The sequence below is a fragment of the Citrobacter sp. GW821-FHT07H02 genome, assembly GCF_059418505.1.
In genome coordinates, this window is the sequence record NZ_JBWKPZ010000006.1 from 40,264 (window position 1) to 66,653 (window position 26,390).

23 protein-coding genes are annotated in these 26,390 nt (G+C 52.0%); all 23 read left to right on the forward strand.

Annotated features, from left to right (window positions below; all coding sequences use genetic code 11):
* Positions 1-4: 4 nt before the first annotated feature.
* Positions 5-454, forward strand: a complete 450-nt coding sequence (gene wzb, locus AC07NP_RS09175; protein ID WP_494660248.1) for a low molecular weight protein-tyrosine-phosphatase Wzb — start codon at positions 5-7, stop codon at positions 452-454.
* Complete coding sequence (gene wzc, locus AC07NP_RS09180) at positions 451-2,613, forward strand: tyrosine-protein kinase Wzc (protein WP_494660249.1); 2,163 nt, start codon at positions 451-453, stop codon at positions 2,611-2,613. The genes wzb and wzc overlap by 4 nt, the downstream gene beginning before the upstream one ends.
* Before the next feature lie 135 nt (positions 2,614-2,748).
* Entirely contained in the window at positions 2,749-3,591 is an 843-nt protein-coding gene (wcaA, locus tag AC07NP_RS09185; protein WP_494660250.1) for a colanic acid biosynthesis glycosyltransferase WcaA, read from the forward strand.
* A gap of 2 nt (positions 3,592-3,593) precedes the next feature.
* The gene (wcaB, locus tag AC07NP_RS09190) at positions 3,594-4,082 is read left to right on the forward strand and encodes a colanic acid biosynthesis acetyltransferase WcaB (RefSeq protein ID WP_276294673.1); all 489 of its coding nucleotides are present in this window, start codon (positions 3,594-3,596) and stop codon (positions 4,080-4,082) included.
* Positions 4,079-5,296, forward strand: a complete 1,218-nt coding sequence (wcaC, locus tag AC07NP_RS09195; protein WP_494660251.1) for a colanic acid biosynthesis glycosyltransferase WcaC — start codon at positions 4,079-4,081, stop codon at positions 5,294-5,296. The genes wcaB and wcaC overlap by 4 nt, the downstream gene beginning before the upstream one ends.
* A complete protein-coding gene (wcaD, locus tag AC07NP_RS09200) occupies positions 5,271-6,482 on the forward strand; it encodes a colanic acid polymerase WcaD (RefSeq protein WP_494660351.1) in 1,212 nt (403 codons plus the stop codon). Before wcaC ends, wcaD begins: the two co-directional genes overlap by 26 nt.
* Before the next feature lie 32 nt (positions 6,483-6,514).
* Positions 6,515-7,261: a colanic acid biosynthesis glycosyltransferase WcaE gene (gene wcaE, locus AC07NP_RS09205; protein WP_494660252.1), complete on the forward strand. Its 747-nt coding sequence runs from the start codon at positions 6,515-6,517 to the stop codon at positions 7,259-7,261.
* Positions 7,262-7,276: 15 nt separating this feature from the next.
* On the forward strand, positions 7,277-7,825 hold the full coding sequence (gene wcaF, locus AC07NP_RS09210) for a colanic acid biosynthesis acetyltransferase WcaF (protein WP_494660253.1): 549 nt from the start codon (positions 7,277-7,279) through the stop codon (positions 7,823-7,825).
* A 29-nt stretch (positions 7,826-7,854) separates the two neighbouring features.
* Positions 7,855-8,976 (forward strand): GDP-mannose 4,6-dehydratase, encoded by a 1,122-nt coding sequence (gmd, locus tag AC07NP_RS09215; RefSeq protein ID WP_494660254.1) that lies wholly within the window; start codon positions 7,855-7,857, stop codon positions 8,974-8,976.
* Between the two features lie 2 nt (positions 8,977-8,978).
* Positions 8,979-9,944, forward strand: coding sequence for a GDP-L-fucose synthase (gene fcl / locus AC07NP_RS09220; protein ID WP_494660255.1), 966 nt, complete (start codon positions 8,979-8,981; stop codon positions 9,942-9,944).
* 2 nt (positions 9,945-9,946) lie between these two features.
* Positions 9,947-10,426, forward strand: a complete 480-nt coding sequence (locus AC07NP_RS09225) for a GDP-mannose mannosyl hydrolase (protein WP_494660256.1) — start codon at positions 9,947-9,949, stop codon at positions 10,424-10,426.
* A complete protein-coding gene (gene wcaI / locus AC07NP_RS09230) occupies positions 10,423-11,646 on the forward strand; it encodes a colanic acid biosynthesis fucosyltransferase WcaI (protein WP_494660257.1) in 1,224 nt (407 codons plus the stop codon). Before AC07NP_RS09225 ends, wcaI begins: the two co-directional genes overlap by 4 nt.
* A 3-nt stretch (positions 11,647-11,649) precedes the next feature.
* Positions 11,650-13,086 (forward strand): mannose-1-phosphate guanyltransferase, encoded by a 1,437-nt coding sequence (cpsB, locus tag AC07NP_RS09235; protein ID WP_494660258.1) that lies wholly within the window; start codon positions 11,650-11,652, stop codon positions 13,084-13,086.
* A gap of 149 nt (positions 13,087-13,235) precedes the next feature.
* Positions 13,236-14,606, forward strand: a complete 1,371-nt coding sequence (gene cpsG, locus AC07NP_RS09240; RefSeq protein WP_494660259.1) for a colanic acid biosynthesis phosphomannomutase CpsG — start codon at positions 13,236-13,238, stop codon at positions 14,604-14,606.
* A 62-nt stretch (positions 14,607-14,668) separates the two neighbouring features.
* The gene (gene wcaJ, locus AC07NP_RS09245) at positions 14,669-16,063 is read left to right on the forward strand and encodes an undecaprenyl-phosphate glucose phosphotransferase (RefSeq protein ID WP_494660260.1); all 1,395 of its coding nucleotides are present in this window, start codon (positions 14,669-14,671) and stop codon (positions 16,061-16,063) included.
* A gap of 8 nt (positions 16,064-16,071) precedes the next feature.
* Complete coding sequence (gene wzxC / locus AC07NP_RS09250) at positions 16,072-17,550, forward strand: colanic acid undecaprenyl disphosphate flippase WzxC (RefSeq protein WP_494660261.1); 1,479 nt, start codon at positions 16,072-16,074, stop codon at positions 17,548-17,550.
* A 109-nt stretch (positions 17,551-17,659) separates the two neighbouring features.
* Positions 17,660-18,940, forward strand: a complete 1,281-nt coding sequence (gene wcaK, locus AC07NP_RS09255; RefSeq protein WP_494660262.1) for a colanic acid biosynthesis pyruvyl transferase WcaK — start codon at positions 17,660-17,662, stop codon at positions 18,938-18,940.
* Positions 18,937-20,157 carry a colanic acid biosynthesis glycosyltransferase WcaL gene (gene wcaL, locus AC07NP_RS09260; protein WP_494660263.1) on the forward strand — a complete coding sequence of 407 codons (1,221 nt, stop codon included), beginning with the start codon at positions 18,937-18,939 and terminating at the stop codon, positions 20,155-20,157. Before wcaK ends, wcaL begins: the two co-directional genes overlap by 4 nt.
* An 11-nt stretch (positions 20,158-20,168) precedes the next feature.
* Positions 20,169-21,572 (forward strand): colanic acid biosynthesis protein WcaM, encoded by a 1,404-nt coding sequence (gene wcaM, locus AC07NP_RS09265; RefSeq protein WP_494660264.1) that lies wholly within the window; start codon positions 20,169-20,171, stop codon positions 21,570-21,572.
* A 165-nt stretch (positions 21,573-21,737) separates the two neighbouring features.
* A complete protein-coding gene (gene galF, locus AC07NP_RS09270) occupies positions 21,738-22,631 on the forward strand; it encodes a GalU regulator GalF (RefSeq protein ID WP_203360729.1) in 894 nt (297 codons plus the stop codon).
* Between the two features lie 379 nt (positions 22,632-23,010).
* Positions 23,011-24,087 carry a dTDP-glucose 4,6-dehydratase gene (gene rfbB, locus AC07NP_RS09275; protein ID WP_494660265.1) on the forward strand — a complete coding sequence of 359 codons (1,077 nt, stop codon included), beginning with the start codon at positions 23,011-23,013 and terminating at the stop codon, positions 24,085-24,087.
* Positions 24,084-24,950: a glucose-1-phosphate thymidylyltransferase RfbA gene (gene rfbA, locus AC07NP_RS09280; protein WP_494660266.1), complete on the forward strand. Its 867-nt coding sequence runs from the start codon at positions 24,084-24,086 to the stop codon at positions 24,948-24,950. Before rfbB ends, rfbA begins: the two co-directional genes overlap by 4 nt.
* A gap of 6 nt (positions 24,951-24,956) precedes the next feature.
* The gene (locus tag AC07NP_RS09285; protein ID WP_494660267.1) at positions 24,957-26,384 is read left to right on the forward strand and encodes a lipopolysaccharide biosynthesis protein; all 1,428 of its coding nucleotides are present in this window, start codon (positions 24,957-24,959) and stop codon (positions 26,382-26,384) included.
* Positions 26,385-26,390 lie beyond the last annotated feature (6 nt).

Sequence of the window (26,390 nt, forward strand, 5' to 3'; positions counted from 1 at the left end):
CGTCATGTTTAACAAAATCTTAGTTGTCTGCGTGGGGAACATTTGCCGTTCCCCAACGGCAGAACGTTTGCTGAAAAGTTATCACCCCGCGCTGACGGTGGAATCCGCCGGTTTGGGGGCGCTGTCTGGTCATGGGGCCGACCCGGCGGCATTCAGCGTCGCGGCGGCGCATAACCTCTCTCTGGAAGGGCACTGCGCGCGTCAGATTTCCGGCCGTATGTGCCGCGACTATGACCTGATTCTGGCCATGGAGAAACGCCATATTGCCCGGTTGTGCGAGATGGCGCCGGAGATGCGCGGCAAAGTGATGTTGTTTGGTCATTGGGATAGTGAACGTGAAATACCCGATCCGTATCGCAAAAGTCGTGATGCGTTTGAAGCGGTGTACTCACTCCTTGAACGGTCTGCCCGCCAGTGGGCGCAGGCACTGAATGCAGGGCAGGGAAAACAATGACAGAAAAAGTAAAACAGTCTGCGGCACCGGTAACGGGCAATGATGAGATTGATATCGGTCGTCTGGTGGGGACCGTGATTGAGGCGCGCTGGTGGGTGCTTGGCATCACGGCGGCGTTTGCGCTGTGCGCCAGTATCTACACCCTCTTCGCCACGCCTATCTACAGTGCCGATGCGCTGGTGCAGATTGAGCAAAATAACGGTAACTCACTGGTCCAGGATATTGGCTCGGCGCTGTCGAATAAACCGCCAGCATCAGATGCAGAAATCCAGCTTATTCAGTCACGCCTGGTGCTGGGAAAGACGGTGGACGATTTGGATCTGGATATCGCCGTCACCAAAAACAGCTTTCCGCTGTTTGGCTCCGGGTGGGATCGCCTGATGGGGCGTCAGAATGACACGGTAAAAGTGACCACGTTCACCCGCCCGAAAGCGATGAATGAGCAGGTGTTTACCTTGCACGTGCTGACCGACAAAAGCTACGAACTGACCAGCGACGGCGGTTTTAGCGCTCGGGGTCAGGTGGGACAGTCGCTGAGCAAAGAGGGGGTGACCCTGAACGTTAGCGCGATTCATGCCGCGCCAGACAGCGAATTCACGGTGACGAAATTCTCCACCCTGGGGATGATCAACACGTTGCAAAACAACCTGACGGTGACGGAAAACGGGAAAGATACGGGCGTATTAAGCCTCAGTTTTACCGGGGAAGACAGAGAGCAGATCCGCGACATTCTCAACAGCATCACCCGCAACTATCTGCAGCAAAATGTTGCGCGCAAATCTGAAGAGGCGGCAAAAAGCCTGGCGTTCCTGGCGAAACAGTTGCCTGAAGTGCGTGACCGTCTGGACATCGCAGAGAACAAACTGAACGCCTTCCGTCAGGATAAAGACTCGGTCGATTTGCCGCTGGAAGCGAAAGCGGTGCTGGATTCGATGGTTAACATCGACGCCCAGTTGAACGAACTGACCTTCAAAGAGGCGGAAATCTCCAAGCTGTACACCAAAGTGCATCCGGCTTACCGCACATTGCTGGAAAAACGCAAGGCGCTGGAAGAGGAAAAAAACAAGCTGAATGGCCGCGTGACGGCGATGCCGAAAACGCAGCAGGAAATTGTCCGTCTGACGCGTGACGTGGAATCCGGCCAGCAGGTCTATATGCAACTGCTGAATAAACAGCAGGAGCTGAAAATCACGGAGGCCAGCACGGTAGGTGATGTCAGGATTGTCGACCCGGCCATTGCACAGCCCGGCGTGTTGAAGCCGAAGAAAGCGCTGATTATTCTCGGCAGCATTATTCTCGGCCTGATGCTTTCTATCGTTGGCGTTCTGCTGCGCGCCTTGCTTAATCGGGGGATTGAAAGCCCGCAGGTGCTGGAAGAGAACGGGATCAGCGTTTATGCCAGCATTCCGCTGTCGGAGTGGCAAAAAGCGCACGATAACGTCAAAACCGTTAAAGGCATTAAGCGCTATAAGCAGAGTCAGTTGCTGGCGGTGGGTAATCCCACTGACCTGGCCGTTGAAGCGGTGCGTAGCCTGCGCACCAGTCTGCACTTCGCCATGATGCAGGCGCAAAACAATGTGCTGATGCTCACCGGCGTGAGTCCTTCCATCGGCAAAACGTTTGTCTGCGCCAACCTTGCGGCGGTCATCAGCCAGACCCATAAACGGGTACTGCTGATCGACTGTGACATGCGCAAGGGCTACACCCATGAGCTGCTCGGCACCAATAACGTGAATGGTCTGTCCGATATTCTGGCGGGAAAAGGGGAGGTTGCCAGCAGTGCGAAGCCGACCTCTATCCCGAATTTCGACCTTGTTCCGCGTGGGCAAGTCCCGCCGAACCCTTCCGAGCTGTTGATGAACGAACGTTTTGGCGAGCTGATTCGCTGGGCCAGCGCCAACTATGACCTGGTGCTGATTGACACACCGCCGATCCTGGCGGTGACTGACGCCGCCATTGTAGGGCGTCATGCCGGTACCACGCTGATGGTGGCGCGTTACGCCGTCAACACGCTGAAAGAGGTGGAAACCAGCCTGAGCCGCTTTGAACAAAATGGGGTTCCGGTCAAAGGCGTGATCCTCAACTCCATATTCCGCCGGGCATCCGGGTACCAGGATTACGGCTACTACGAATACGAGTACACGTCGGATTCAAAATAAAAAATCGTGAGTGGCCTGCTAATTCAGTAGGCCTGATAAGCAAAGCGCCATCAGGCATAGCTGCCGGATGGCGGCGTAAACGCCTTATCCGGCCTACACGCTGTGCCATCAGGCAAAACTTCCCTGGAAACGAGCATGAAAACAGACAACCCATTGATTTCAATTTATATGCCAACCTGGAACCGGCAACAGCTCGCCATTCGGGCGATTAAATCGGTATTGCGCCAGGATTATCGTCACTGGGAGATGATCATCGTGGATGATTGTTCCACCTCGTGGGAACAGTTGCAGAAATTTGTTGAAGGGCTGAACGATCCTCGGGTGCGCTATATTCACAACGACGTCAACTCCGGTGCCTGCGCCGTGCGCAACCAGGCCATCATGCAGGCCAATGGCGCCTACATCACCGGAATTGATGATGATGATGAATGGACGCCGAACCGTCTGAGTGTCTTCCTTGAACACGCGCATCAACTGGTGACGCACGCCTTTTTATATGCCAACGACTATGTCTGTGAGGGCGAGGTCTACTCGCAGCCTGCCAGTTTGCCGCTGTACCCTAAATCGCCGTACTCGCGTCGTTTGTTCTACAAACGCAACATTATTGGTAATCAGGTGTTTACCGGAGCATGGCGTTTTAAAGAGTGCCTGTTCGATACGTCGCTTTCGGCGGCGCAGGATTATGACATTTTTCTGCGCATGGTCGTCGAATACGGCGAGCCGTGGAAAGTGGAAGAGGCGACGCAAATTCTGCACATCAATCACGGCGAGATGCAGATCACCTCATCGCCGAAAAAATTCTCCGGCTACTTTCATTTTTACCGCAAGCATAAAGACAAATTCGACCGGGCCAGCAAAAAGTACCAGCTGTTTACGTTGTATCAGATCCGCAACAAGCGCATGACATGGCGCACGTTGTTGACGCTTTTATCTGTACGTAACGGCAAACGGCTGGCCGACGGACTACGGGGGCGCTAAGCATGCTGGAAGATCTACGCGCAAACAGCTGGAGCCTGCGTCCGTGCTGCATGGTACTGGCGTACCGTGTCGCCCATTTCTGCTCCGTCTGGCGCAAAAAGAATGTACTGAACAATCTGTGGGCGGCACCGGTACTGGTGCTGTATCGCATCATCACTGAAGGCTTTTTCGGTTATGAGATACAAGCCGCGGCCACCATTGGCCGCCGATTCACCATCCACCACGGTTATGCGGTGGTGATTAACAAACATGTGGTGGCGGGCGACGATTTTACCCTTCGTCACGGCGTCACTATCGGTAATCGCGGCGCTGACAATATGGCCTGTCCGGTGATTGGCAACGGCGTGGACCTGGGCGCCAATGTCATCCTGCTCGGCGGCATCACCATTGGTCATAACGTGACGATTGGCGCAGGCAGCGTCGTGCTCGACACCATCCCGGACAATGCCCTGGTGGTGGGTGAGAAAGCGCGCGTGAGGATCATTAAATGAACATTCTGCAATTTAATGTGCGGCTGGCGGAAGGCGGCGCGGCAGGCGTGGCGTTAGATCTTCACCAGCGCGCGCTGCAAAAAGGGCTGACCTCTCGCTTTGTGTACGGCTATGGCAAAGGCGGCAAGAAAAGCGTTAGCCACCACAACTATCCGCACGTCATCAAGCACACTCCGCGTCTGACCTCGATGGCGAACATTGCGCTGTTTCGTGTATTCAATCGCGATCTGTTCGGCAATCTGAATAATGTATACCGCAGCGTAACCCGCACTTCTGGCCCCGTGGTGCTGCATTTTCATGTGTTGCACAGTTACTGGCTGAATCTTGCTGAGGTGGTGGCGTTCTGCGAAAAGGTCACTAACCACAAGCCCGACGTGACGCTGGTGTGGACGCTGCACGATCACTGGAGCGTTACCGGCCGCTGCGCCTTTACCGACGGCTGCGAGGGGTGGAAGTCGGGCTGTCAGAAATGCCCAACGCTGAGTAACTATCCGCCGGTTAAGGTGGATCGCGCGCATGATCTGGTGGATGAAAAGCGCCAGCTGTTTCGTGAAATGCTGGCGCTGGGCTGCCAGTTTATCTCTCCCAGCCAGCATGTGGCAGAGGCCTTCAATAGTCTGTATGGCGCAGGACGTTGCCGGGTCATCAATAACGGTATTGATGTGGCAACCGAAGCGATTCTCTCAACGTTGTCTCCGGTCGTTGAAACCCAGGGGCGTCCGAAAATTGCTATTGTCGCGCACGACTTACGTTATGACGGCAAAACAAATCAACGGTTGGTACGCGAGCTGATAGCGCTGGGCGACAAGGTGGAACTGCACACCTTCGGTAAGTTTTCGCCGTTTGCAGGGGCAAACGTCATCAACCACGGTTTTGAAACGGATAAAGGGACGCTGATGAGCGCCCTTAACCAGATGGATGCGTTGCTGTTCAGCTCCCGGGTCGACAACTATCCGCTGATCCTCTGCGAGGCGCTGTCCATCGGCGTCCCGGTTATCGCGACCCACAGCGAGGCCGCGCGGGAAGTCTTGCAAAAATCAGGGGGAAAAACCTTCGCCGAAGAGGAGGTGGCGCAACTCGCGCAGTTGAGCAAATCAGCAATCGCGAAGGCGGTATTCGGGAGCACACTGGACGCGTTTCGTGAACGCAGCCGTGCGGCGTACAGTGGGGATCAGATGCTGGAGGAGTATGTCTCGTTCTATCAGAATCTGTAGTTATCTGCTGCTGCCGCTTATCTATCTGTTGGTTAACGTTAAAATTGCGCAGCTGGGCGAAAGTTTTCCCATCACCATCGTCACCTTTCTGCCGGTTCTGCTGTTGTTATTTGTAGAACGCATCAACATAAAAAAACTGATGATCGCGTTAGGTGTAGGAGCAGGGTTGACGGCGTTTAACTATCTGTTTGGTCAGTCGCTGGATGCCAGCAAGTACGTGACATCAACCCTGCTGTTTGTCTATATCGTCATCATTATTGGCATGGTCTGGAGCATTCGCTTCAAAACGATTTCACCGCACAACTACCGTAAGATCCTGCGCTTTTTCTACCTGGTGGTGGCGCTGGTGGTGTTGCTCGCTGCGGCTGAAATGGCGCAGATCATTCTCACCGGCGGCAGCAGTTTAATGGAAGGAATTTCGAAATATCTTATTTACAGTAATAGCTATGTTCTGAATTTTATTAAATTCGGTGGTAAGCGAACAACGGCATTGTATTTTGAACCCGCATTTTTTGCTCTGGCCTTAATCTCAATTTGGCTCAGTATCAAACAGTTTGGTATCAAAACACCTAAAACTGATGCTATGATTCTGGCAGGGATAATATTGTCAGGATCGTTTTCAGGGGTGATGACATTTATTCTGTTTTACTTACTGGAGTGGGCGTTTCAATATCTGAATAAGGACGCGATAAAGAAAAAATTACCACTGGCGATAATCTCATTAGCCGTATTTTTGGTCGGTTTGATATTTGCATTTCCTTACATCTCGACCCGCCTCGGTGATTTAGGTACTGAAGGCTCATCATCCTATTATCGTATTATCGGTCCGTTAGTGATGGTGGGTTATTCGTTGAGCCATATTGATGGTGTTATCAGATTTGGCTCGCTTTATGAATATGTTGCATCATTCGGAATTTTTAACGGTGCAGATGTCGGTAAAACAATAGACAATGGGTTGTATCTGCTGATTATTTATTTTTCCTGGTTCGCAGTGTTATTGACGCTGTGGTACATGTGGAAAGTCTTAAAAATGACATTAAATGCGTTTGGCGATAATCAGAATTTTCGGGTGCAGCTTTATCTTTTTACGCCGGTGTCGCTGTTTTTTACCGGTTCGATATTTAGTCCGGAATATGCATTTTTAATTGTGTGTCCGTTTATTTTGCGCAAAGCGCTTAGTGTCTGAGTCATCAGGCGCAATGTTACGAGGTCATTCACATGTTGCTCAGTATTATCACCGTCGCCTTTCGTAATCGGGAAGGTATCGTCAGAACGCATGCGTCGTTAGCGCATCTGGCACAGGCGAAGGAGCTCAGCTTCGAGTGGATCGTGGTGGATGGTGGGTCAAACGATGGAACCCGTGAATTTCTCGAAAATCTGAACGGGGATTACCACTTACGCTTTGTCAGCGAGCCGGATAACGGTATCTATGATGCGATGAACAAAGGGATTGAGATGGCGCGCGGTCGCTTTGCGCTGTTCCTCAACTCTGGCGATATTTTTCATCCACAGGCTGCCCGTTTCGTCCGCCAGCTGCAATCGCAAAAAGATGACCGGATGATTACCGGCGACGCGCTGCTGGATTTTGGCGATGGTCATAAAATAAAACGTAGCGCGAAACCCGGTTGGTATATTTATCACAGCTTACCGGCGAGCCATCAGGCGATATTTTTTCCGGTGAGCGGTCTGAAAGTTTGCCGATATGATCTGCAATATAAGGTTTCTTCCGATTATGCCCTGGCCGCCAGAATGTATAAGGGCGGATACGCCTTTAAAAAACTGAACGGTCTGGTGTCTGAATTTTCAATGGGTGGGGTGTCTACGACGAATAATCTGGAATTATGCCAGGACGCGAAAAAAGTGCAGCGCCAGATACTACGCGTGCCGGGTTTTTGGGCTGAATTGTCATGGCACTTACGCCTGCGCACAACAGGTAAAACGAAGACCTTATATAACAAAACGTAAATATAAGGAGATGTGATGCAGGATCTCAGTGGTTTTTCTGTGCCAAAAGGGTTCCGGGGCGGCAATGCCATCAAAGTGCAATTATGGTGGGCAGTACAGGCGACATTATTTGCGTGGTCGCCACAGGTGATGTATCGCTGGCGTGCATTTTTATTACGCTTATTTGGCGCAAAAATCGGAAAAAACGCAGTAATTAGACCGTCAGTAAAAATTACCTACCCGTGGAAATTAACCCTGGGAGATTACGCCTGGGTCGGGGATGACGCGGTTTTATATACGCTGGGTGATATTACGATAGGTGCGCATTCTGTTATTTCACAGAAAAGTTATTTGTGCACCGGTAGTCACGATCACCGCAGTCAACATTTTGATATTAACGCCACACCGATTGTGATTGGCGAGAAATGCTGGCTGGCGACGGATGTTTTCGTTGCCCCTGGCATCACCATCGGCGATGGCACCGTGGTTGGTGCGCGCAGCAGTGTTTTTAAGTCGCTACCGGCAAACGTGATTTGTCGTGGCAATCCGGCAGTGGTGATACGCGAACGCGTTCAGGCTGAATAATTTCTAATAAGTACAGAAGGAAAACAGACATGTCAAAAGTCGCTCTCATTACTGGCGTCACCGGGCAGGACGGTTCTTACCTGGCGGAGCTTCTCCTGGAGAAAGGTTACGAAGTGCACGGTATCAAGCGCCGCGCTTCGTCGTTCAACACCGAGCGTGTGGATCACATCTATCAGGACCCACACGCCAGCAACCCAAAATTCCATCTGCACTACGGCGATCTGACGGACTCCTCCAACCTGACGCGCATTCTGCAGGAAGTGCAGCCTGATGAAGTCTACAACCTGGGGGCGATGAGCCACGTCGCGGTGTCCTTTGAATCGCCGGAATACACCGCTGACGTCGATGCGATGGGGACGCTGCGCCTGCTGGAAGCAATCCGCTTCCTCGGTCTGGAAAAGAAAACGCGTTTCTATCAGGCCTCCACCTCTGAGCTGTATGGCCTGGTGCAGGAAATCCCGCAGAAAGAGACCACGCCGTTCTATCCGCGTTCTCCGTACGCGGTGGCCAAACTGTACGCCTACTGGATAACCGTAAACTACCGTGAATCCTACGGGATCTACGCCTGTAACGGCATTTTGTTTAACCATGAATCGCCGCGCCGTGGCGAAACCTTCGTGACCCGCAAAATTACCCGCGCGATCGCCAATATCGCTCAGGGTCTGGAGTCGTGCCTGTACCTCGGCAATATGGACTCTCTGCGTGACTGGGGCCATGCCAAAGACTACGTCAAAATGCAGTGGATGATGCTGCAGCAGGAGAAACCGGAAGACTTCGTGATCGCCACCGGTGTGCAGTACTCCGTACGTCAGTTTGTTGAAATGGCGGCAGGACAACTGGGGATCAAACTGCGTTTCGAAGGGGAAGGTGTGGACGAGAAAGGCATCGTTGTCTCGGTGACCGGTCATGATGCGCCGGGCGTTAAAGTCGGTGATGTGATTGTGGCGGTTGACCCGCGTTATTTCCGCCCTGCGGAAGTGGAAACCCTGCTGGGCGATCCTTCCCGCGCGCACCAAAAACTGGGCTGGAAGCCGGAGATTACCCTGCAGCAGATGGTGTCAGAGATGGTCGCAAACGATCTGGAAGCAGCGAAGAAGCACTCACTGCTGAAATCTCATGGTTACGAGGTTGCCATCGCGCTGGAGTCCTGAGGATGATGAAACAACGTATTTTTGTGGCGGGCCATCGCGGGATGGTGGGCTCTGCCATTGTCAGACAACTGGAACAGCGCGGCGATGTGGAACTGGTATTGCGCACCCGCGACGAGCTGAATCTGCTGGATAGCAAAGCGGTGCAGGCGTTCTTTGCCGACGCGCGCCTCGATCAGGTGTATCTGGCGGCGGCAAAGGTGGGCGGTATTGTGGCGAACAACACGTACCCGGCTGATTTCATTTATGAAAACATGATGATAGAGAGCAATATCATCCACGCCGCGCATTTGCATAACGTCAATAAACTGCTGTTCCTCGGCTCATCCTGCATTTATCCAAAACTGGCGACACAGCCGATGGCGGAGAGCGAACTGTTGCAGGGAACGCTTGAGCCGACCAACGAGCCGTACGCCATCGCCAAGATTGCCGGGATCAAGCTGTGCGAATCCTATAACCGCCAGTATCACCGCGACTATCGTTCGGTGATGCCGACCAATCTGTACGGTTCGCATGACAACTTCCATCCGAGCAATTCGCACGTGATCCCGGCGCTGCTACGTCGTTTCCATGAGGCGACGGTACAGAATGCGGCGGATGTGGTGGTGTGGGGCAGCGGTACGCCGATGCGCGAATTTCTGCACGTGGATGATATGGCGGCTGCCAGCATCCATGTTATGGAACTCGACCGCGAAGTCTGGCAGGAGAATACCCAGCCGATGCTGTCGCACATCAACGTCGGTACCGGCGTGGATTGCACCATTCGCGAACTGGCGCAAACCATCGCGAAGGTGGTGGGCTACAAAGGTCGCGTGGTATTTGACGCCACGCAACCGGATGGCACCCCGCGCAAACTGCTCGATGTAACCCGTCTGCACCAGCTTGGTTGGTATCACGAGATTTCGCTGGAAGCGGGCCTTGCCAGCACGTACCAGTGGTTCCTTGAGAACCAGCACCGGTTTCGGGGGTAAGCATGTTTTTACGTCAGGACGATTTTGCCACCGTGGTGCGCTCCACACCGTTGATTTCCATTGATCTGATCGTGGAAAACGCGCGGGGAGAATGTCTGCTGGGCAAACGCCTCAACCGGCCCGCACAGGGCGACTGGTTTGTGCCCGGCGGTCGGGTGCAAAAAGATGAGCCGCTGCACGCGGCCTTCGAACGCCTGACGCAGGCTGAACTGGGCTTACGTTTGCCGATGTCCGCTGGCGAATTTTATGGTGTCTGGCAGCACTTCTATGACGATAACTTCTCGGAAGAGACATTCTCGACGCATTACGTTGTGCTCGGTTTTCGACTGCGCGTTCAGGAAGCCGACCTTCAGTTACCGGATGCCCAGCACGATGCATACCGTTGGATGACGCCAGCGGCGCTGCTGGCAAGCGACGACGTGCATGACAACACTCGCGCCTATTTTATGCCGGAACGCCAGGCTGGGGTGCCGGGCTTATGAAAATTTTGGTGTATGGCATCAACTACTCACCAGAACTGACCGGCATTGGTAAGTACACCAGCGAGATGGTGGAGTGGATGGCGCGTGAAGGCCATGAGGTTCGGGTGATTACCGCGCCGCCTTACTACCCGCAATGGAAAGTCGGCGAGCGCTACTCCAGCTGGCGTTACCGCCGGGAAGAGGGCGATGCCACCGTCTGGCGCTGCCCGCTGTACGTACCAGCGCAACCGTCAACGCTGAAGCGCCTGCTGCATTTGGGCAGCTTTGCGCTGAGCAGCTTTTTCCCGTTACTGGCGCAACGTCGCTGGAAGCCGGATCGCATCATTGGCGTGGTGCCCACGCTGTTTTGCACGCCGGGGATGCGTCTGCTGGCGAAACTCTCCGGCGCACGCACGCTGCTGCATATTCAGGATTACGAAGTGGACGCGATGCTCGGCCTGGGGCTGGCCGGGAAAGGCAAGCGCGGTAAGGTTGCCAGACTGGCAACGGCGTTTGAACGTAGCGGCCTGCATCACGTTGACAACGTCTCCACCATTTCCCGCTCAATGATGAATAAAGCGCAGGAGAAAGGGGTGGCGGCAGAGAAGATCATTTTCTTTCCAAACTGGTCGGAAGTTGCCCGTTTTCGCGACGTTTGCGACGACGATGTCCGCACACTGCGCGCACAGCTTGAACTGCCGCTTGATCGCAAAATCATTCTTTACTCCGGCAACATTGGCGAAAAACAGGGGCTGGAAAACGTGATTGCTGCGGCGGAACAACTGCGTGAGCTGCCGCTGTTGTTTGCGATTGTCGGTCAGGGTGGCGGCAAAGCGCGGCTGGAAAAAATGGCCCGCGAACGCGGCCTGGAAAACATCAAATTCTTCCCGCTGCAGCCTTACGCCGCGTTACCTGCGCTGCTGAAAATGGGCGACTGCCATCTGGTGGTGCAAAAGCGCGGCGCGGCGGACGCAGTTCTGCCCTCCAAGCTGACCAATATTCTGGCGGTGGGCGGCAATGCGGTGATTACCGCAGAAGCGGGGACCGAGCTGGGGCAGCTCTGCGACAGCTATCCGGGCATCGCCGTTTGCGTAGAGCCCGAATCGGTCGACGCGCTGGTGAGCGGTATTACGCAAGCGCTCGCCATGCCTGAAAACAACACGGTGGCACGTGACTATGCCGAACGCACGCTCGATAAAGAGAACGTGTTACGTCAATTTATTGCAGATATTCGGGATTAAATAATGAATCAGACCAAACTCTATCCGGTCGTGATGGCGGGTGGCTCCGGTAGCCGCTTATGGCCGCTTTCCCGCGTACTTTATCCAAAACAGTTTTTATGCCTGAAGGGCGATCTCACGATGTTGCAAACGACCATTTGTCGTCTGAACGGCGTGGAGTGCGAAAGCCCGGTGGTGATTTGTAATGAACAACACCGCTTTATCGTCGCGGAACAACTGCGACAGCTGAACAAGCTGACCGAGAATATCATTCTCGAACCGGCAGGGCGTAATACCGCCCCTGCAATTGCGCTGGCGGCGCTGGCGGCAACCCGTCACAGCCCGGAGAACGACCCGTTGATGCTGGTGCTGGCGGCCGATCATGTGATTGCCGATGAAGAGGCGTTCCGCACGGCGGTGCGCAACGCGATGCCGTATGCCGACGCGGGCAAACTGGTGACGTTTGGGATCGTGCCGGATCTGCCGGAAACCGGCTATGGCTATATTCGTCGCGGCAATGTCACTCCTGGTAAGCACGATGCCGTGGCTTTTGACGTCGCGCAATTTGTCGAGAAACCCGATCTCGAGACCGCGCAGTCGTGGGTGGCAAGCGGCGACTACTACTGGAACAGCGGGATGTTCCTGTTTCGCGCCGGGCGTTATCTGGAGGAGTTGAAAAAATACCGTCCCGATATTTTTGACGCCTGTGAGAAAGCGATGAGCGCCGTTGACCCCGATCTTGATTTTATCCGCGTGGAGGAAGAGGCGTTTCTCGCCTGCCCGGAAGAGTCGGTCGATTACGCGGTGATGGAACACACGGCGGATGCCGTTGTTCTCCCGATGGACGCGGGCTGGAGCGATGTGGGGTCGTGGTCTTCGCTGTGGGAAATCAGCGCGCATACGGCGGAAGGCAATGTCCACCATGGCGATGTGATCAGCCACAAAACCGAGAACAGCTATGTGTATGCCGAATCCGGTCTGGTCACCACGGTGGGTGTGAAGGATTTGGTGGTTGTGCAGACCAAAGATGCTGTGCTGATTGCTGACCGTAACGCGGTACAGGATGTGAAAAAAGTGGTGGAACAGATCAAAGCTGACGGACGCCACGAGCACCATATTCACCGCGAAGTGTACCGTCCGTGGGGCAAATACGATTCCATCGACGCGGGCGACCGCTACCAGGTGAAACGGATCACCGTGAAGCCGGGCGAAGGGCTTTCCGTTCAGATGCACCATCACCGCGCCGAACACTGGGTTGTGGTGGCAGGTACCGCAAAAGTCACCATTGATGGTGATATCAAACTGCTCGGTGAAAACGAGTCTGTCTACATTCCTCTGGGGGCGACCCACTGCCTGGAGAATCCGGGAAAAATTCCGCTCGATTTAATCGAAGTGCGCTCCGGCTCGTATCTCGAAGAGGACGACGTGGTGCGGTTTGAGGATCGCTACGGGCGGATGTAGCGCCTTTATTGTGCCCGGTGGCGCTGCGCTTACCGGGCCTACAGTTCGGTAGGCCGGATAAGCGAAGCGCCATCCGGCAAATAACGACAAAGCTAATTTTTGGCCATTAACGGGTCAGGGCTAACTGTTGCCTGAAGAAGGGTAAAAACATGACGAAATTAACCTGTTTCAAAGCCTACGACATTCGCGGCAGGCTGGGCGAAGAGCTTAACGACGAGATCGCATGGTGCATTGGTCGCGCGTATGGCGAATTTCTGAAACCGAAAACGGTCGTGCTGGGCGGCGACGTCCGTCTGACAAGTCAGGCACTAAAACTGGCGCTGGCGAACGGGTTGCAGGATGCCGGCGTTGACGTGCTGGACATTGGCCTTGCCGGCACCGAAGAGATCTATTTTGCCACTTTCCACCTCGGCGTGGATGGCGGTATCGAAGTGACGGCCAGCCACAACCCGATGGACTACAACGGCATGAAGCTGGTGCGCGAGGGCGCCCGGCCGATCAGCGGCGACACGGGGCTGCGCGATATCCAGCGTCTGGCCGAGAGCAATGACTTCCCGCCGGTGAATGACGCCAAGCGCGGCAGCTACAAACAGATCTCCCTGCGTGACGCCTATATCGATCATCTGTTCGGCTACATCAACGTCAACAACATCACCCCGCTGAAACTGGTGATTAACTCCGGCAACGGTGCGGCGGGTCCGGTGGTGGATGCCATCGAAGCCCGTTTTAAAACGCTCGGCGTGCCGGTTGAGTTCATCAAAGTCCACAACACGCCGGACGGCAATTTCCCGAACGGGATACCGAATCCGCTGCTGCCAGAGTGTCGTGCAGATACCCGCAACGCGGTGATTGAGCATGGCGCAGATATGGGCATTGCGTTTGACGGCGATTTCGACCGCTGCTTCTTCTTCGACCAAACCGGACAGTTTATCGAGGGCTACTACATCGTTGGCCTGCTGGCAGAGGCGTTTCTTGAGAAGCATCCGGGCGCGAAGATCATCCACGACCCGCGTCTTTCCTGGAACACCGTTGATGTGGTGACGGCGGCGGGCGGCACGCCGGTGATGTCGAAAACCGGTCACGCGTTCATCAAAGAACGGATGCGTCAGGAAGATGCCATCTACGGTGGCGAGATGAGCGCCCATCACTATTTCCGTGATTTTGCCTATTGCGACAGCGGGATGATCCCGTGGCTGTTGGTGGCTGAACTGGTGTGTCTTAAAGGACAGTCGCTGGGCGAAATGGTGCGCGACCGGATGGTGGCGTTTCCGGCAAGCGGGGAGATCAACAGCCAACTGGCAGAGCCGGTATCGGCGATTGGCCGCGTTGAGCAGCACTTTGCGGACGAGGCGCTGGCGGTGGACAGAACCGACGGCATCAGCATGTCGTTTACCGACTGGCGTTTCAATTTGCGCTCGTCAAACACCGAGCCGGTGGTGCGTCTTAACGTTGAATCGCGTGGCGATATTCCGCTGATGGAAGCGCGAACGCGCACTCTGCTGGCGTTGTTGAATCAGTAATGTCAGTGCTTCTCTTATCCAGTCAGGGAATGGCTGGATAAGGGCTAAGAACAGGAACAACGATGACAAATCTAAAAAAGCGCGAGCGAGCCAAAACCAATGCATCGTTAATCTCTATGGTGCAACGCTTTTCAGATATCACCCTCATGTTTGGCGGGCTGTGGGTCGTCTGCCAGGTGAGCGGCTTGCCATTTCTGTATATGCACCTGTTGGTGGCCTTAATTACGCTGGTGGTGTTCCAGATGCTGGGAGGCATCACGGATTTTTACCGCTCCTGGCGCGGGGTCAAAATTTCGACGGAACTGGCGCTGCTGCTGCGTAACTGGACGCTGAGCCTGGTGTTTAGCGCGGGTTTAATCGCTTTCAATAACGACGTTGAGAACCGTCCTGCCGTCTGGATGGCGTGGTATCTGCTCTCAAGCGTTGGACTGGTGGTCTGTCGTTCGTTGATTCGCTACGGGGCAGGCTGGTTGCGCCATCGTGGGTACAACAAACGGCGGGTGGCGGTGGCGGGTGATTTGCCCGCCGGTCAGGTGTTGCTGGAGAGTTTTCGCAATGAACCGTGGCTGGGTTTTGAGGTGGTCGGTGTGTATCACGACGCGAAACCGGGCGGCGTGTCATCGGACTGGGCGGGCAATCTTCGACAGCTGGTGGACGATGCCAAAGCGTCACGCATTCATAACGTTTATATCGCTATGTCGATGTGTGACGGCGCACGGGTGAAAAAGCTGGTGCGAGAACTGGCTGACACCACCTGCTCGGTGATCCTTATCCCTGACGTTTTCACCTTCAATATTTTGCACTCCCGCATCGAAGAGGTGAGTGGCGTGCCGGTGGTGCCGCTGTATGACACGCCGCTCTCAGGCATCAATCGTCTGCTTAAACGTGCCGAAGACATTGTGCTGGCGTCGCTGATTCTGTTGCTGATTTCTCCGGTGCTGTGCTGCATTGCACTGTCGGTCAAGCTGACGTCCCCCGGCCCGGTTATTTTCCGCCAGACGCGCTACGGCATGGATGGCAAACCAATCAAAGTGTGGAAATTTCGATCCATGAAAGTGATGGAAAACGACGCTGTGGTCACCCAGGCGACGCAAAACGACCCCCGCGTCACCCCCGTGGGTAACTTTCTGCGCCGCACATCGCTGGACGAGTTACCGCAGTTTATCAACGTGTTGACGGGCGGCATGTCTATCGTGGGGCCGCGTCCCCATGCGGTGGCGCACAACGAGCAGTATCGCCAGCTTATCGAGGGTTACATGCTGCGCCACAAGGTGAAACCGGGCATTACCGGCTGGGCGCAAATAAACGGCTGGCGCGGTGAGACTGACACCTTAGAGAAGATGGAAAAGCGGGTTGAGTTTGATCTTGAGTATATCCGCGAATGGAGTCTGTGGTTCGACATCAAGATCGTCTTCCTTACCGTGTTTAAGGGCTTTGTGAACAAAGCGGCTTACTGAGGAACGAAATGAGTTTACGCGAAAAAACCCTCAGCGGCGCCAAGTGGTCGGCGATGGCCACCGTGGTTATCATCGGTCTGGGACTGATTCAGATGACGGTGCTGGCGCGGATTATCGACAACCATCAGTTTGGTCTGTTAACCGTCTCGCTGGTGATTATTGCGCTGGCCGACACTCTCTCGGACTTTGGCATCGCCAACTCGATTATCCAGCGTAAAGAGATAAGTCACCTCGAACTGACCACTCTGTACTGGCTCAACGTCGGTCTGGGAATAGTGGTGTGCGTGGCGGTGTTTCTGCTTAGCGACGTGATTAGCAATGTGCTGAATAACCCCGATCTGGCGCCATTAATCAAAACCCTGTCGCTGGCATTTGTGGTTACCCCCCATGGGCAGCAGTTCCGTGCGCTGATGCAAAAGGAGCTGGAGTTCAACAAGATTGGCATGATCGAGATCAGTTCGGTGCTGGCGGGGTTTACCTTTACGGTGGTCAGCGCCCATTTCTGGCCGTGGGCGTTAACCGCGATCCTTGGTTATCTGGTCAACAGCGCGGTCCGTACGCTGCTGTTTGGCTATTTTGGCCGCAAAATCTATCGTCCCGGACTGCACTTTTCGCTGGCATCCGTCTCGTCGAACTTACGTTTTGGCGCCTGGCTGACGGCAGACAGCATCATCAACTATGTGAATACCAATCTCTCAACCCTGGTGCTGGCGCGCATTCTTGGCGCAGGCGTGGCGGGGGGATACAACCTGGCGTACAACGTGGCGGTTGTTCCGCCGATGAAACTCAATCCCATCATCACCCGCGTGTTGTTTCCCGCGTTTGCCAAAATTCAGGACGATACCGAAAAGCTGCGAATTAACTTCTATAAGCTGCTGTCGGTGGTGGGGATCATTAACTTCCCTGCGCTGCTTGGCCTGATGGTGGTGTCGAACAATTTTGTGCCACTGGTTTTTGGCGAGAAATGGCGCGGCATTGTTCCGGTACTGCAGCTGTTGTGCGTGGTAGGACTGCTGCGCTCCGTTGGTAACCCGATTGGCTCGCTGCTGATGGCGAAAGCGCGCGTCGATATCAGCTTCAAATTCAATGTGTTCAAAACGTGCCTGTTTATTCCGGCCATTCTCATCGGCGGTCATCTGGCGGGCGTCATCGGCGTCACGCTGGGTTTTCTGCTGGTGCAAATCATCAATACGGTGCTGAGTTATTTCGTGATGATCAAACCGGTGCTGGGCTCCAGTTATCGTCAGTACATCCTGAGCCTGTGGTTACCGTTTTATCTCTCTTTACCGACGCTGGCGCTGAGTTATGGCCTGGGCGTTGCGTTGCAAGGGCATCTGCCGCTCGGCGTATTGCTGGCAACGCAAATTGCTGCGGGCGCGCTGGCCTTTGTCGTGATGATCGTGGCGTCGCGCCATCCGTTAGTGGTGGAAATAAAGCGCCAGTTTTGTCGCAGCGAAAAAATGAAAACACTGCTACGCGCAGGGTGAATATTGCCGGATGGCGACGTTTACACGTCTTATCCGGCCTACGAATTGACGTGCTGTAGGCCGGGTAAGGCAAGAACCGACATCCGGCAATGAATATTTGAGGTAACAAATGAAATTATTAATTTTGGGCAACCATACTTGCGGCAACCGTGGCGACAGTGCGATTTTACGCGGCCTGTTGGATGCCGTTCATCGCCTGGAGCCCGACGCGGACGTCGACGTGATGAGCCGTTATCCGGTGAGCTCTTCCTGGTTACTCAATCGTCCGGTGATGGGCGATCCTATCTGGCTGCAAATGAAGCAGCACAACAGTGCGGCAGGGATGATGGGACGGGTGAAAAAAGTGCTGCGCCGCCGCTATCAACATCAGGTTCTGCTTTCGCGCGTCACGGATACCGGCAAGCTGCGTAACATTGCGATTGCCCAGGGTTTTACGGACTTTGTCCGTCTGCTGTCGGGTTACGACGCGATTATTCAGGTTGGCGGATCGTTTTTTGTCGACCTCTACGGTGTACCGCAATTCGAGCATGCGCTGTGTACGTTCATGGCGAAAAAACCGCTGTACATGATGGGTCACAGCGTCGGCCCGTTCCAGGACGATCAGTTCAACCGACTGGCGAACTATGTTTTTGGACAGTGTGATGCGTTGATCCTGCGCGAAGCGGTAAGCCTTGAACTGATGAAGCGTAGCGACATTACGACGGCAAAAGTGGAATCTGGCGTGGACACCGCGTGGCTGGTGGAACGTCACCATGACGATTTTGAACCGGCCTACACGGTGCAACACTGGCTGGATGTTGCTGCGACGCAGAAGACCGTGGCTATCACGCTGCGCGAACTGGCGCCGTTTGATAAACGTCTGGGCACCACTCAGCAGGCCTATGAGCAGGCGTTCGCCGGGGTCGTGAATCGCATTCTGGAGGAAGGGCATCAGGTGATTGCCCTCTCAACCTGTACCGGGATCGACAGCTATAACAAAGATGACCGTATGGTGGCACTGAACTTACGCCAGTATGTCAGCGATCCGTCACGCTACCATGTGGTAATGGACGAACTGAACGATCTGGAGATGGGAAAAATTCTTGCCGCCTGCGAATTGACCGTGGGAACACGTCTGCACTCCGCGATTATCTCAATGAACTTTGACACCCCGGCCATTGCCATCAACTACGAACATAAGTCGGCGGGGATCATGCAGCAACTGGGGTTGCCAGAGATGGCCATCGATATTCGCCATCTCCTGGATGGAAGCCTGGAAACCCGGGTAGCCGATACGCTGGGGCAGTTGCCGGAACTGAACACGCGCGTTTCTGCCGCCGTGGCGCGTGAGCGTGAGCAGGGGTTACGCATGGTTGAATCGGTGTTAAACCGCATCAGGGAGGGAAAATGAAGGTCAGCTTCTTTTTACTCAAATTCCCGTTGTCCTCGGAGACTTTTGTGCTTAACCAAATCACCGCGTTTATCGACATGGGGTTTGAGGTAGAGATTGTCGCGCTACAGAAGGGCGATTTGCACAATACCCACGCGTCATGGACGAAATACGGTCTGGAAGCCAAAACCCGCTGGTTGCAGGATGAGCCGACGGGACGCCTCGCAAAACTGCGCTATCGCGCAATCAAAACGCTGACGGGACTGCATCGTGCGCCGACATGGAAAGCGTTAAACGTTTCCCGCTACGGTGCTGAGTCGCGCAACATGATCCTTTCATCTATTTGCGCTCAGGTCATGACACCGTTTGATGCCGATGTCTTTATCGCCCATTTTGGGCCTGCCGGGGTAACGGCGGCGAAACTGCGGGAACTTGGGGTACTCAAAGGCAAGATCGCCACTATTTTCCACGGCATTGATATCTCGAGTCGGGAAGTGCTCAGCCACTATACGCCCGAGTACCAGCAGCTGTTTCGGCGCGGTGATTTAATGCTGCCCATCAGCGATCTCTGGGCCGCGCGCCTGAAAGGGATGGGCTGTCCGCCGGAGAAGATCGCGGTTTCACGCATGGGCGTGGATATGGCGCGGTTTACCCATCGGCCGCTTAAAACGCCCGCCACGCCGCTGGAGATTATCTCTGTTGCCCGCCTCACCGAGAAAAAAGGGCTGCATGTCGCCATTGAAGCCTGCCGCCTGCTTAAAGCGCGCGGCGTGGATTTCCGTTATCGCATTCTGGGTATCGGTCCGTGGGAAAGACGCCTGCGCACGCTGATCGAGCAGTACCAACTGGAGGATGTAATTGAAATGCCCGGCTTTAAACCCAGTCACGACGTAAAAATAATGCTCGATCAGGCCGATGTATTTCTGCTGCCTTCGGTCACGGGGGCGGACGGGGATATGGAAGGTATTCCTGTGGCGTTGATGGAAGCGATGGCGGTCGGTATTCCGGTTATCTCGACGGTGCATAGCGGGATCCCGGAACTGGTGGAGGCCGGGAAATCCGGCTGGCTGGTGCCCGAAAACGATGCTCCGGCGCTGGCCGAACAACTGGCTGCATTCAGTCGAATCGACGGCGATGCACTCCGACCCGTGGTGCAACGCGCCCGTGAAAAAATTGAGTCTGATTTTAACCAGCAGGTGATCAATCTCCAGCTCTCCAGCCTGCTGCAAACGATGTAAATTGAGGTTGTATGCCAGAGAAGACACTCTCCCGACGTACCTTTCTGACGGCAGGCTCCGTCCTTGCCGCACTCCCCATTCTCCATACTTCGCTCGCCCGCGCCGTTGAACCCCGAAAGACCGTCAATATCCAGGCGTACAATCCGCAGGACTGGGTCGCTTCGTTCAGACGCGCGTTCGATGACGCGCAAACTGTCGTGGTGCCTGCCGGAGTGGTCTGCAAAAACATCAATACGGGGATTTTCATCCCTGCCGGTAAAACACTGCACGTGCTTGGTCGGCTAAGCGGCAACGGCAGAGGCCGGTTTGTACTACAGGACGGCTGCCAGGTCACAGGGGAGGGGGGCGGTAGCCTGCATAACATCACGCTGGATGTGCGCGGTTCGGACTGCGTGATCAAAGGGATTGCCATGAGCGGTTTTGCCCCGGTAACCCAGATCTATATCGGCGGCAAAAAACCGCGGATTATGCGCAATCTGATCATTGATGACATCACGGTGACTCAGGCGAACTATGCCATTCTGCGCCAGGGATTCCATAACCAGGTCGACGGTGCGCGGATCACCCATTGCCGCTTCAGTGACCTACAGGGCGATGCGATTGAATGGAATGTAGCGATTAACGATCGCAATATTCTGATTTCGGATCATGTCATTGAACGTATCAACTGTACTAACGGCAAGATTAACTGGGGGATCGGCATTGGGTTAGCGGGAAGCACCTACGACAATCGCTATCCGGAAGAGCAAACGGTGAAAAACTTTGTGGTGGCAAACATCACCGGCTCTGATTGTCGGCAACTGGTTCATGTTGAGAATGGCAAGCACTTTATCATTCGCAATGTGAAGGCCCGGAATATCACACCGGATTTCAGTAAGAAAGCAGGGATAGATAATGCCACGGTGGCAATATATGGTTGTGATAATTTTGTGATCGATAATATTCACATGGTGAATAGTGCTGGAATGCTAATTGGCTACGGTGTGGTTAAAGGTCGATATTTATCCATCCCGCAAAATTTCAAATTGAATGATATTCATCTCGATAATACTCATCTTGCCTGGAAGTTACGCGGCATCCAAATCTCTTCCGGAAACACGACCTCGTTTGTGGCGCTCACTAACATTGAGATGAAGCGGGCGACGCTGGAACTGCATAATAAGCCGCAGCATCTTTTTTTACGTAATATCAATGTGATGCAGGCGTCCACCACCGGGCCGGCGCTGAAAATGCACTTTGACCTACGCAAAGACGTGAGAGGGAAGTTTATGGCCAAACAGGATACGCTGTTGTCTCTGGCCAACGTGCATGCGGTGAATGAGAAGGGACAGAGTTCGGTAGATATCGACAGCGTCGATCATCAGGTCGTCAATGTTGAGGATATCAATTTCAGATTGCCGGAGAAGGCGCGGTAGTTTTATGTACATTCCTGAAAACACATCTCTATTCTTCAGATTATGGCTACTGCATTCTCTGGATAAGCGGCGTAACATCTTCAACAGAGCCGCTATGTAATTCATGCTGGCTAAAACATGTCAAAGAGCTATAATTCAGCAACCATTTTACAGGTGGATGAAATAATGATTAATTTGAAAGCAGTTATTCCGGTAGCGGGTCTGGGTATGCACATGTTGCCTGCCACCAAGGCAATCCCCAAAGAGATGCTGCCGATTGTCGACAAACCTATGATTCAGTACATTGTCGACGAGATTGTGGCTGCTGGGATCAAAGAAATCCTCCTGGTCACTCACGCGTCCAAAAACGCGGTCGAAAACCACTTCGACACTTCCTACGAACTAGAATCTCTCCTCGAGCAGCGTGTAAAACGCCAGCTGCTGGCGGAAGTTCAGTCCATCTGCCCTCCGGGCGTGACGATCATGAACGTGCGCCAGGCTCAACCTCTCGGTTTGGGTCATTCCATTTTGTGCGCACGCCCGGTTATCGGTGATAACCCGTTTGTCGTTGTATTACCTGACATTATTATCGATAACGCCAGCGCTGACCCACTGCGTTATAACCTTGCTGCCATGGTGGCCCGCTTCAATGAAACCGGTCGTAGTCAAGTACTGGCGAAGCGCATGAGAGGCGACCTTTCAGAGTATTCTGTTATCCAGACGAAAGAAGCACTGGATAATGAAGGTAAAGTGAGTCGCATCGTCGAGTTCATCGAAAAACCGGATCAGCCGCAAACGCTCGACTCTGATCTGATGGCTGTGGGTCGCTATGTCCTCTCTGCGGATATCTGGGCGGAACTCGAAAAAACTGAACGAGGTGCCTGGGGTCGCATCCAGTTGACAGACGCCATTGCAGAACTGGCGAAAAAACAGTCTGTTGACGCAATGCTGATGACGGGTGACAGCTACGACTGCGGTAAAAAAATGGGTTATATGCAGGCATTTGTGAAGTATGGACTGCGCAACCTGAAGGAAGGGCCGAAGTTCCGTAAGAGCATTGAGAAGTTGCTGAGCGAATAAAACGCGTCGATCTTTTGTGCGTTGTTGACAGTAAAAAATGATAACGGCAGAGAATATCCAGGGTAATGCTACTTATGCCAAATGGATGTTTCTGCCGTTTTGCTTTATGAAAACAAAGTAAAATCAATGAGTTAGATGGTAAAAAATCATCGGGAATTTGTTGAATTTTCCTTGTTTCCGAAAGCGTTTGGTAAGACAATTAGTGTTTAAGTTTTTGAGAGCTATGCCTGAAACGGCGCGGCTTATAAACATCATTTTGAATGTACGCAGTGCGCTGGTAGCTGTTAAGCCAGGGGCGGTAGCGTGCATAAATACCTCGCAATTTAATCCTGGGTCAGCAAATTGAATGCGGATCTACAAATGCAATTCGGAATAAAACGTGAAAATACTTGTTACTGGTGGCGCAGGTTTCATTGGATCTGCCGTTGTTCGTCATATAATTAAAAATACGCAGGATACCGTCGTTAATATTGATAAGTTGACCTATGCCGGTAATCTCGAATCACTTATTGATGTTTCAGATAGTGAGCGTTATTTTTTTGAACATGCGGATATTTGCGACTCAGTTAAGATGGAGCGTATATTTGCGGAGCATCAGCCCGACGCCGTAATGCATTTGGCTGCAGAAAGTCATGTTGACCGCTCTATTACAGGCCCGGCTGCATTTATTGAAACGAATATCGTGGGTACCTATACATTATTGGAAGCCGCGAGAAAATATTGGTCTTCATTAACCAGTGAGAAAAAAGCGGCTTTCCGTTTTCATCATATATCTACTGATGAGGTGTATGGCGATCTTCCGCACTCGGATGAGTTAGCTCACAATGAGAAACTTCCACTGTTTACGGAAACGACGGCCTACGCGCCAAGCAGTCCTTATTCTGCATCGAAAGCCTCCAGCGATCATTTGGTTCGTGCGTGGATGAGAACCTATGGCCTGCCGACTGTTGTCACTAATTGCTCAAATAATTATGGTCCTTATCATTTTCCGGAAAAATTGATTCCGTTAGTCATATTAAACGCCCTGGAAGGTAAATCTCTTCCGATTTATGGCAAAGGTGATCAGATTCGTGACTGGCTGTATGTAGAAGATCACGCCCGCGCGCTCTATACCGTGGTGACTGAAGGTAAAGCAGGGGAGACCTATAATATCGGGGGGCACAATGAGAAGAAAAACCTTGATGTTGTACATACCATCTGCGACCTGCTGGATGAAATAGTACCGAAGGCAGCGTCCTATCGTGAACAAATCACCTATGTTGCCGACAGACCAGGTCATGATCGTCGTTATGCTATTGATGCGGACAAAATTAGTCGCGAATTAGGCTGGAAACCAGAAGAGACGTTTGAGTCGGGTATCCGTAAAACAATTATGTGGTATTTAAATCATCTTGAATGGTGTAAACGCGTTCAGGACGGAAGCTATCAACGCGAACGTTTGGGGTTAGTAAAATGAAAGGGATAATCTTAGCAGGCGGTTCTGGTACACGGTTGTATCCAATCACGATGGGAGTCTCTAAGCAACTCCTTCCTATCTATGATAAACCGATGATCTACTACCCTCTTTCCGTTTTGATGCTTGCGGGTATTAGGGATATCTTAATTATAACAACTCCTGAAGACGAAGAAGGCTTCAAACGACTACTTAAAGATGGATCGCAGTTAGGCATTAATCTGCAATATGCAACTCAACCATCGCCTGATGGTCTTGCTCAGGCTTTTATCATAGGGGAGAACTTTATTGGGGAAGATTCGGTATGTCTTGTCCTTGGTGATAATATTTTTTACGGGCAAGGCTTTTCACCAAAACTTCTTGGCGCGGTTTCTCGAGCCAACAATAAAGCTACAGTTTTTGGATACCAGGTAAAAGATCCAGAGCGATTTGGGGTTGTTGAATTTGATGAAAACAGAAATGTTCTTTCTATAGAAGAAAAACCACATAAGCCTAAGAGCAACTACGCTGTTACGGGGTTGTATTTCTACACAAACAAAGTTGTAGAATATGCAAAAAAGGTGAAACCATCTGAGCGGGGCGAACTCGAAATAACATCTATCAACCAGATGTATTTAGAATCGGGTGATCTAGTGGTTGAAATGCTAGGCCGTGGATTTGCTTGGCTGGATACAGGAACACATGAGAGCTTACTTCAGGCTTCACAGTTCGTTGAAACTATTGAGGTTCGCCAGGGATTCAAAGTCGCGTGTCTTGAGGAGATATCGTATAACAACGGCTGGCTAACAAAAAATGATTTGCTTAAACTGGCAAAATTAATGTCCAAAAATGGATATGGTCAGTATTTATCTCAACTGATAAAGTAAGATATTGTGTCTGATTTGAAAAGCAAAACGGTTAATGGGTTAAAATGGAGTGCCTTCGAGAGAATATTTTCGCAAGGCATTCAATTTATATTAATACTTATACTGGCAAAGCTTCTTGGGCCGAAGGCATTTGGCCTAATCGGTATGGTGGCAATATTTATTGCGATTGGGCAAGTTCTTGTTGATAGTGGTTTTAGTTCTGCTCTGATAAGAAAAGTAGATAGAACCGATGTCGATTATTCTACGGCATTATATTTTAATGTTAGTGTTTCTGTCGCTTTTTATTTTCTTTTGTATGCCTGCGCCCCCTATATTGCTAAGTTTTACGAACAGCCTGAGCTCGAATTATTAACAAGAGTCATTGGCATAAGCTTAGTAGTAAATAGTTTTTGCGTAGTACCAAGAACTATTTTAACCGTAGAGATGAATTTTAAAGCACTGGCTAAATCATCAATTACCTCAGTAGTGATTGGCGGATGTGTTGCGTTAGTGCTGGCATACAATAAATTTGGTGTTTGGGCCCTGGTTGGACAAACTTTGGTTATTGCAATATGTAATGCTATCTTTATTAACGTTATTATAAAGTGGATTCCTCCTGCAAAATTCGATCGTAAATCCTTTAATTATCTATTTGGATTCGGTGGAAGATTATTGATTTCTGGGATTTTAGATACTGTATACAATAATATATACCAAATAATCATTGGTAAAAAGTTTAGCGCATTTTTTGTTGGTCAGTATACACAGGCAAATCAAATATCTAGTATACCTGCGATGACTATGACAAGCATTATTCAAAGGGTAACGTACCCAATGTTTTGTCATATGCAGCATGATATTAATAAAATGGAAGAATACTATCTTCTGACAATGAAAGTCGCTTCGCTATTCATTTTTCCCATTATGGCTGGTATCGCGATAATAGCAAAACCATCCATTACTTTGTTATTAGGTGAGCAATGGAGTGAGGCCGCCAAGTTTATCGCTATTTTGTCATTGGCGTATATGATTTACCCTATACACGCTATCAATCTTAATATACTCCAGGTTAAGGGGCGAAGTGATTTATTTTTAAAAGTCGAAATTATAAAAAAAATTCTTGGAGTTATTATTGTGGCCGTAACGATGCGATATGGCATCATGGCTATGTGCATTGGACTTTTAATCCACTCATATTTATCCCTGTTCATAAATATTATTTATACTGCAAAAATAACAACATTAGGAATATGGAAACAGCTAGTGGAAATTTCTCCTATATGGTTAACTGCTATTTTTTCATGCTTCATTGCATGGGGATGTGCAATATATTTTACTGCAAACAATTTTTATCAAATTGTCATAATGTTAGTAGAAGCACCGACTATTTATTTTGCACTTGTGTTTTTGACACAACGGAAAATTGTGAGCTTGGTGTTATCTATTAGAAAATAGAGATTT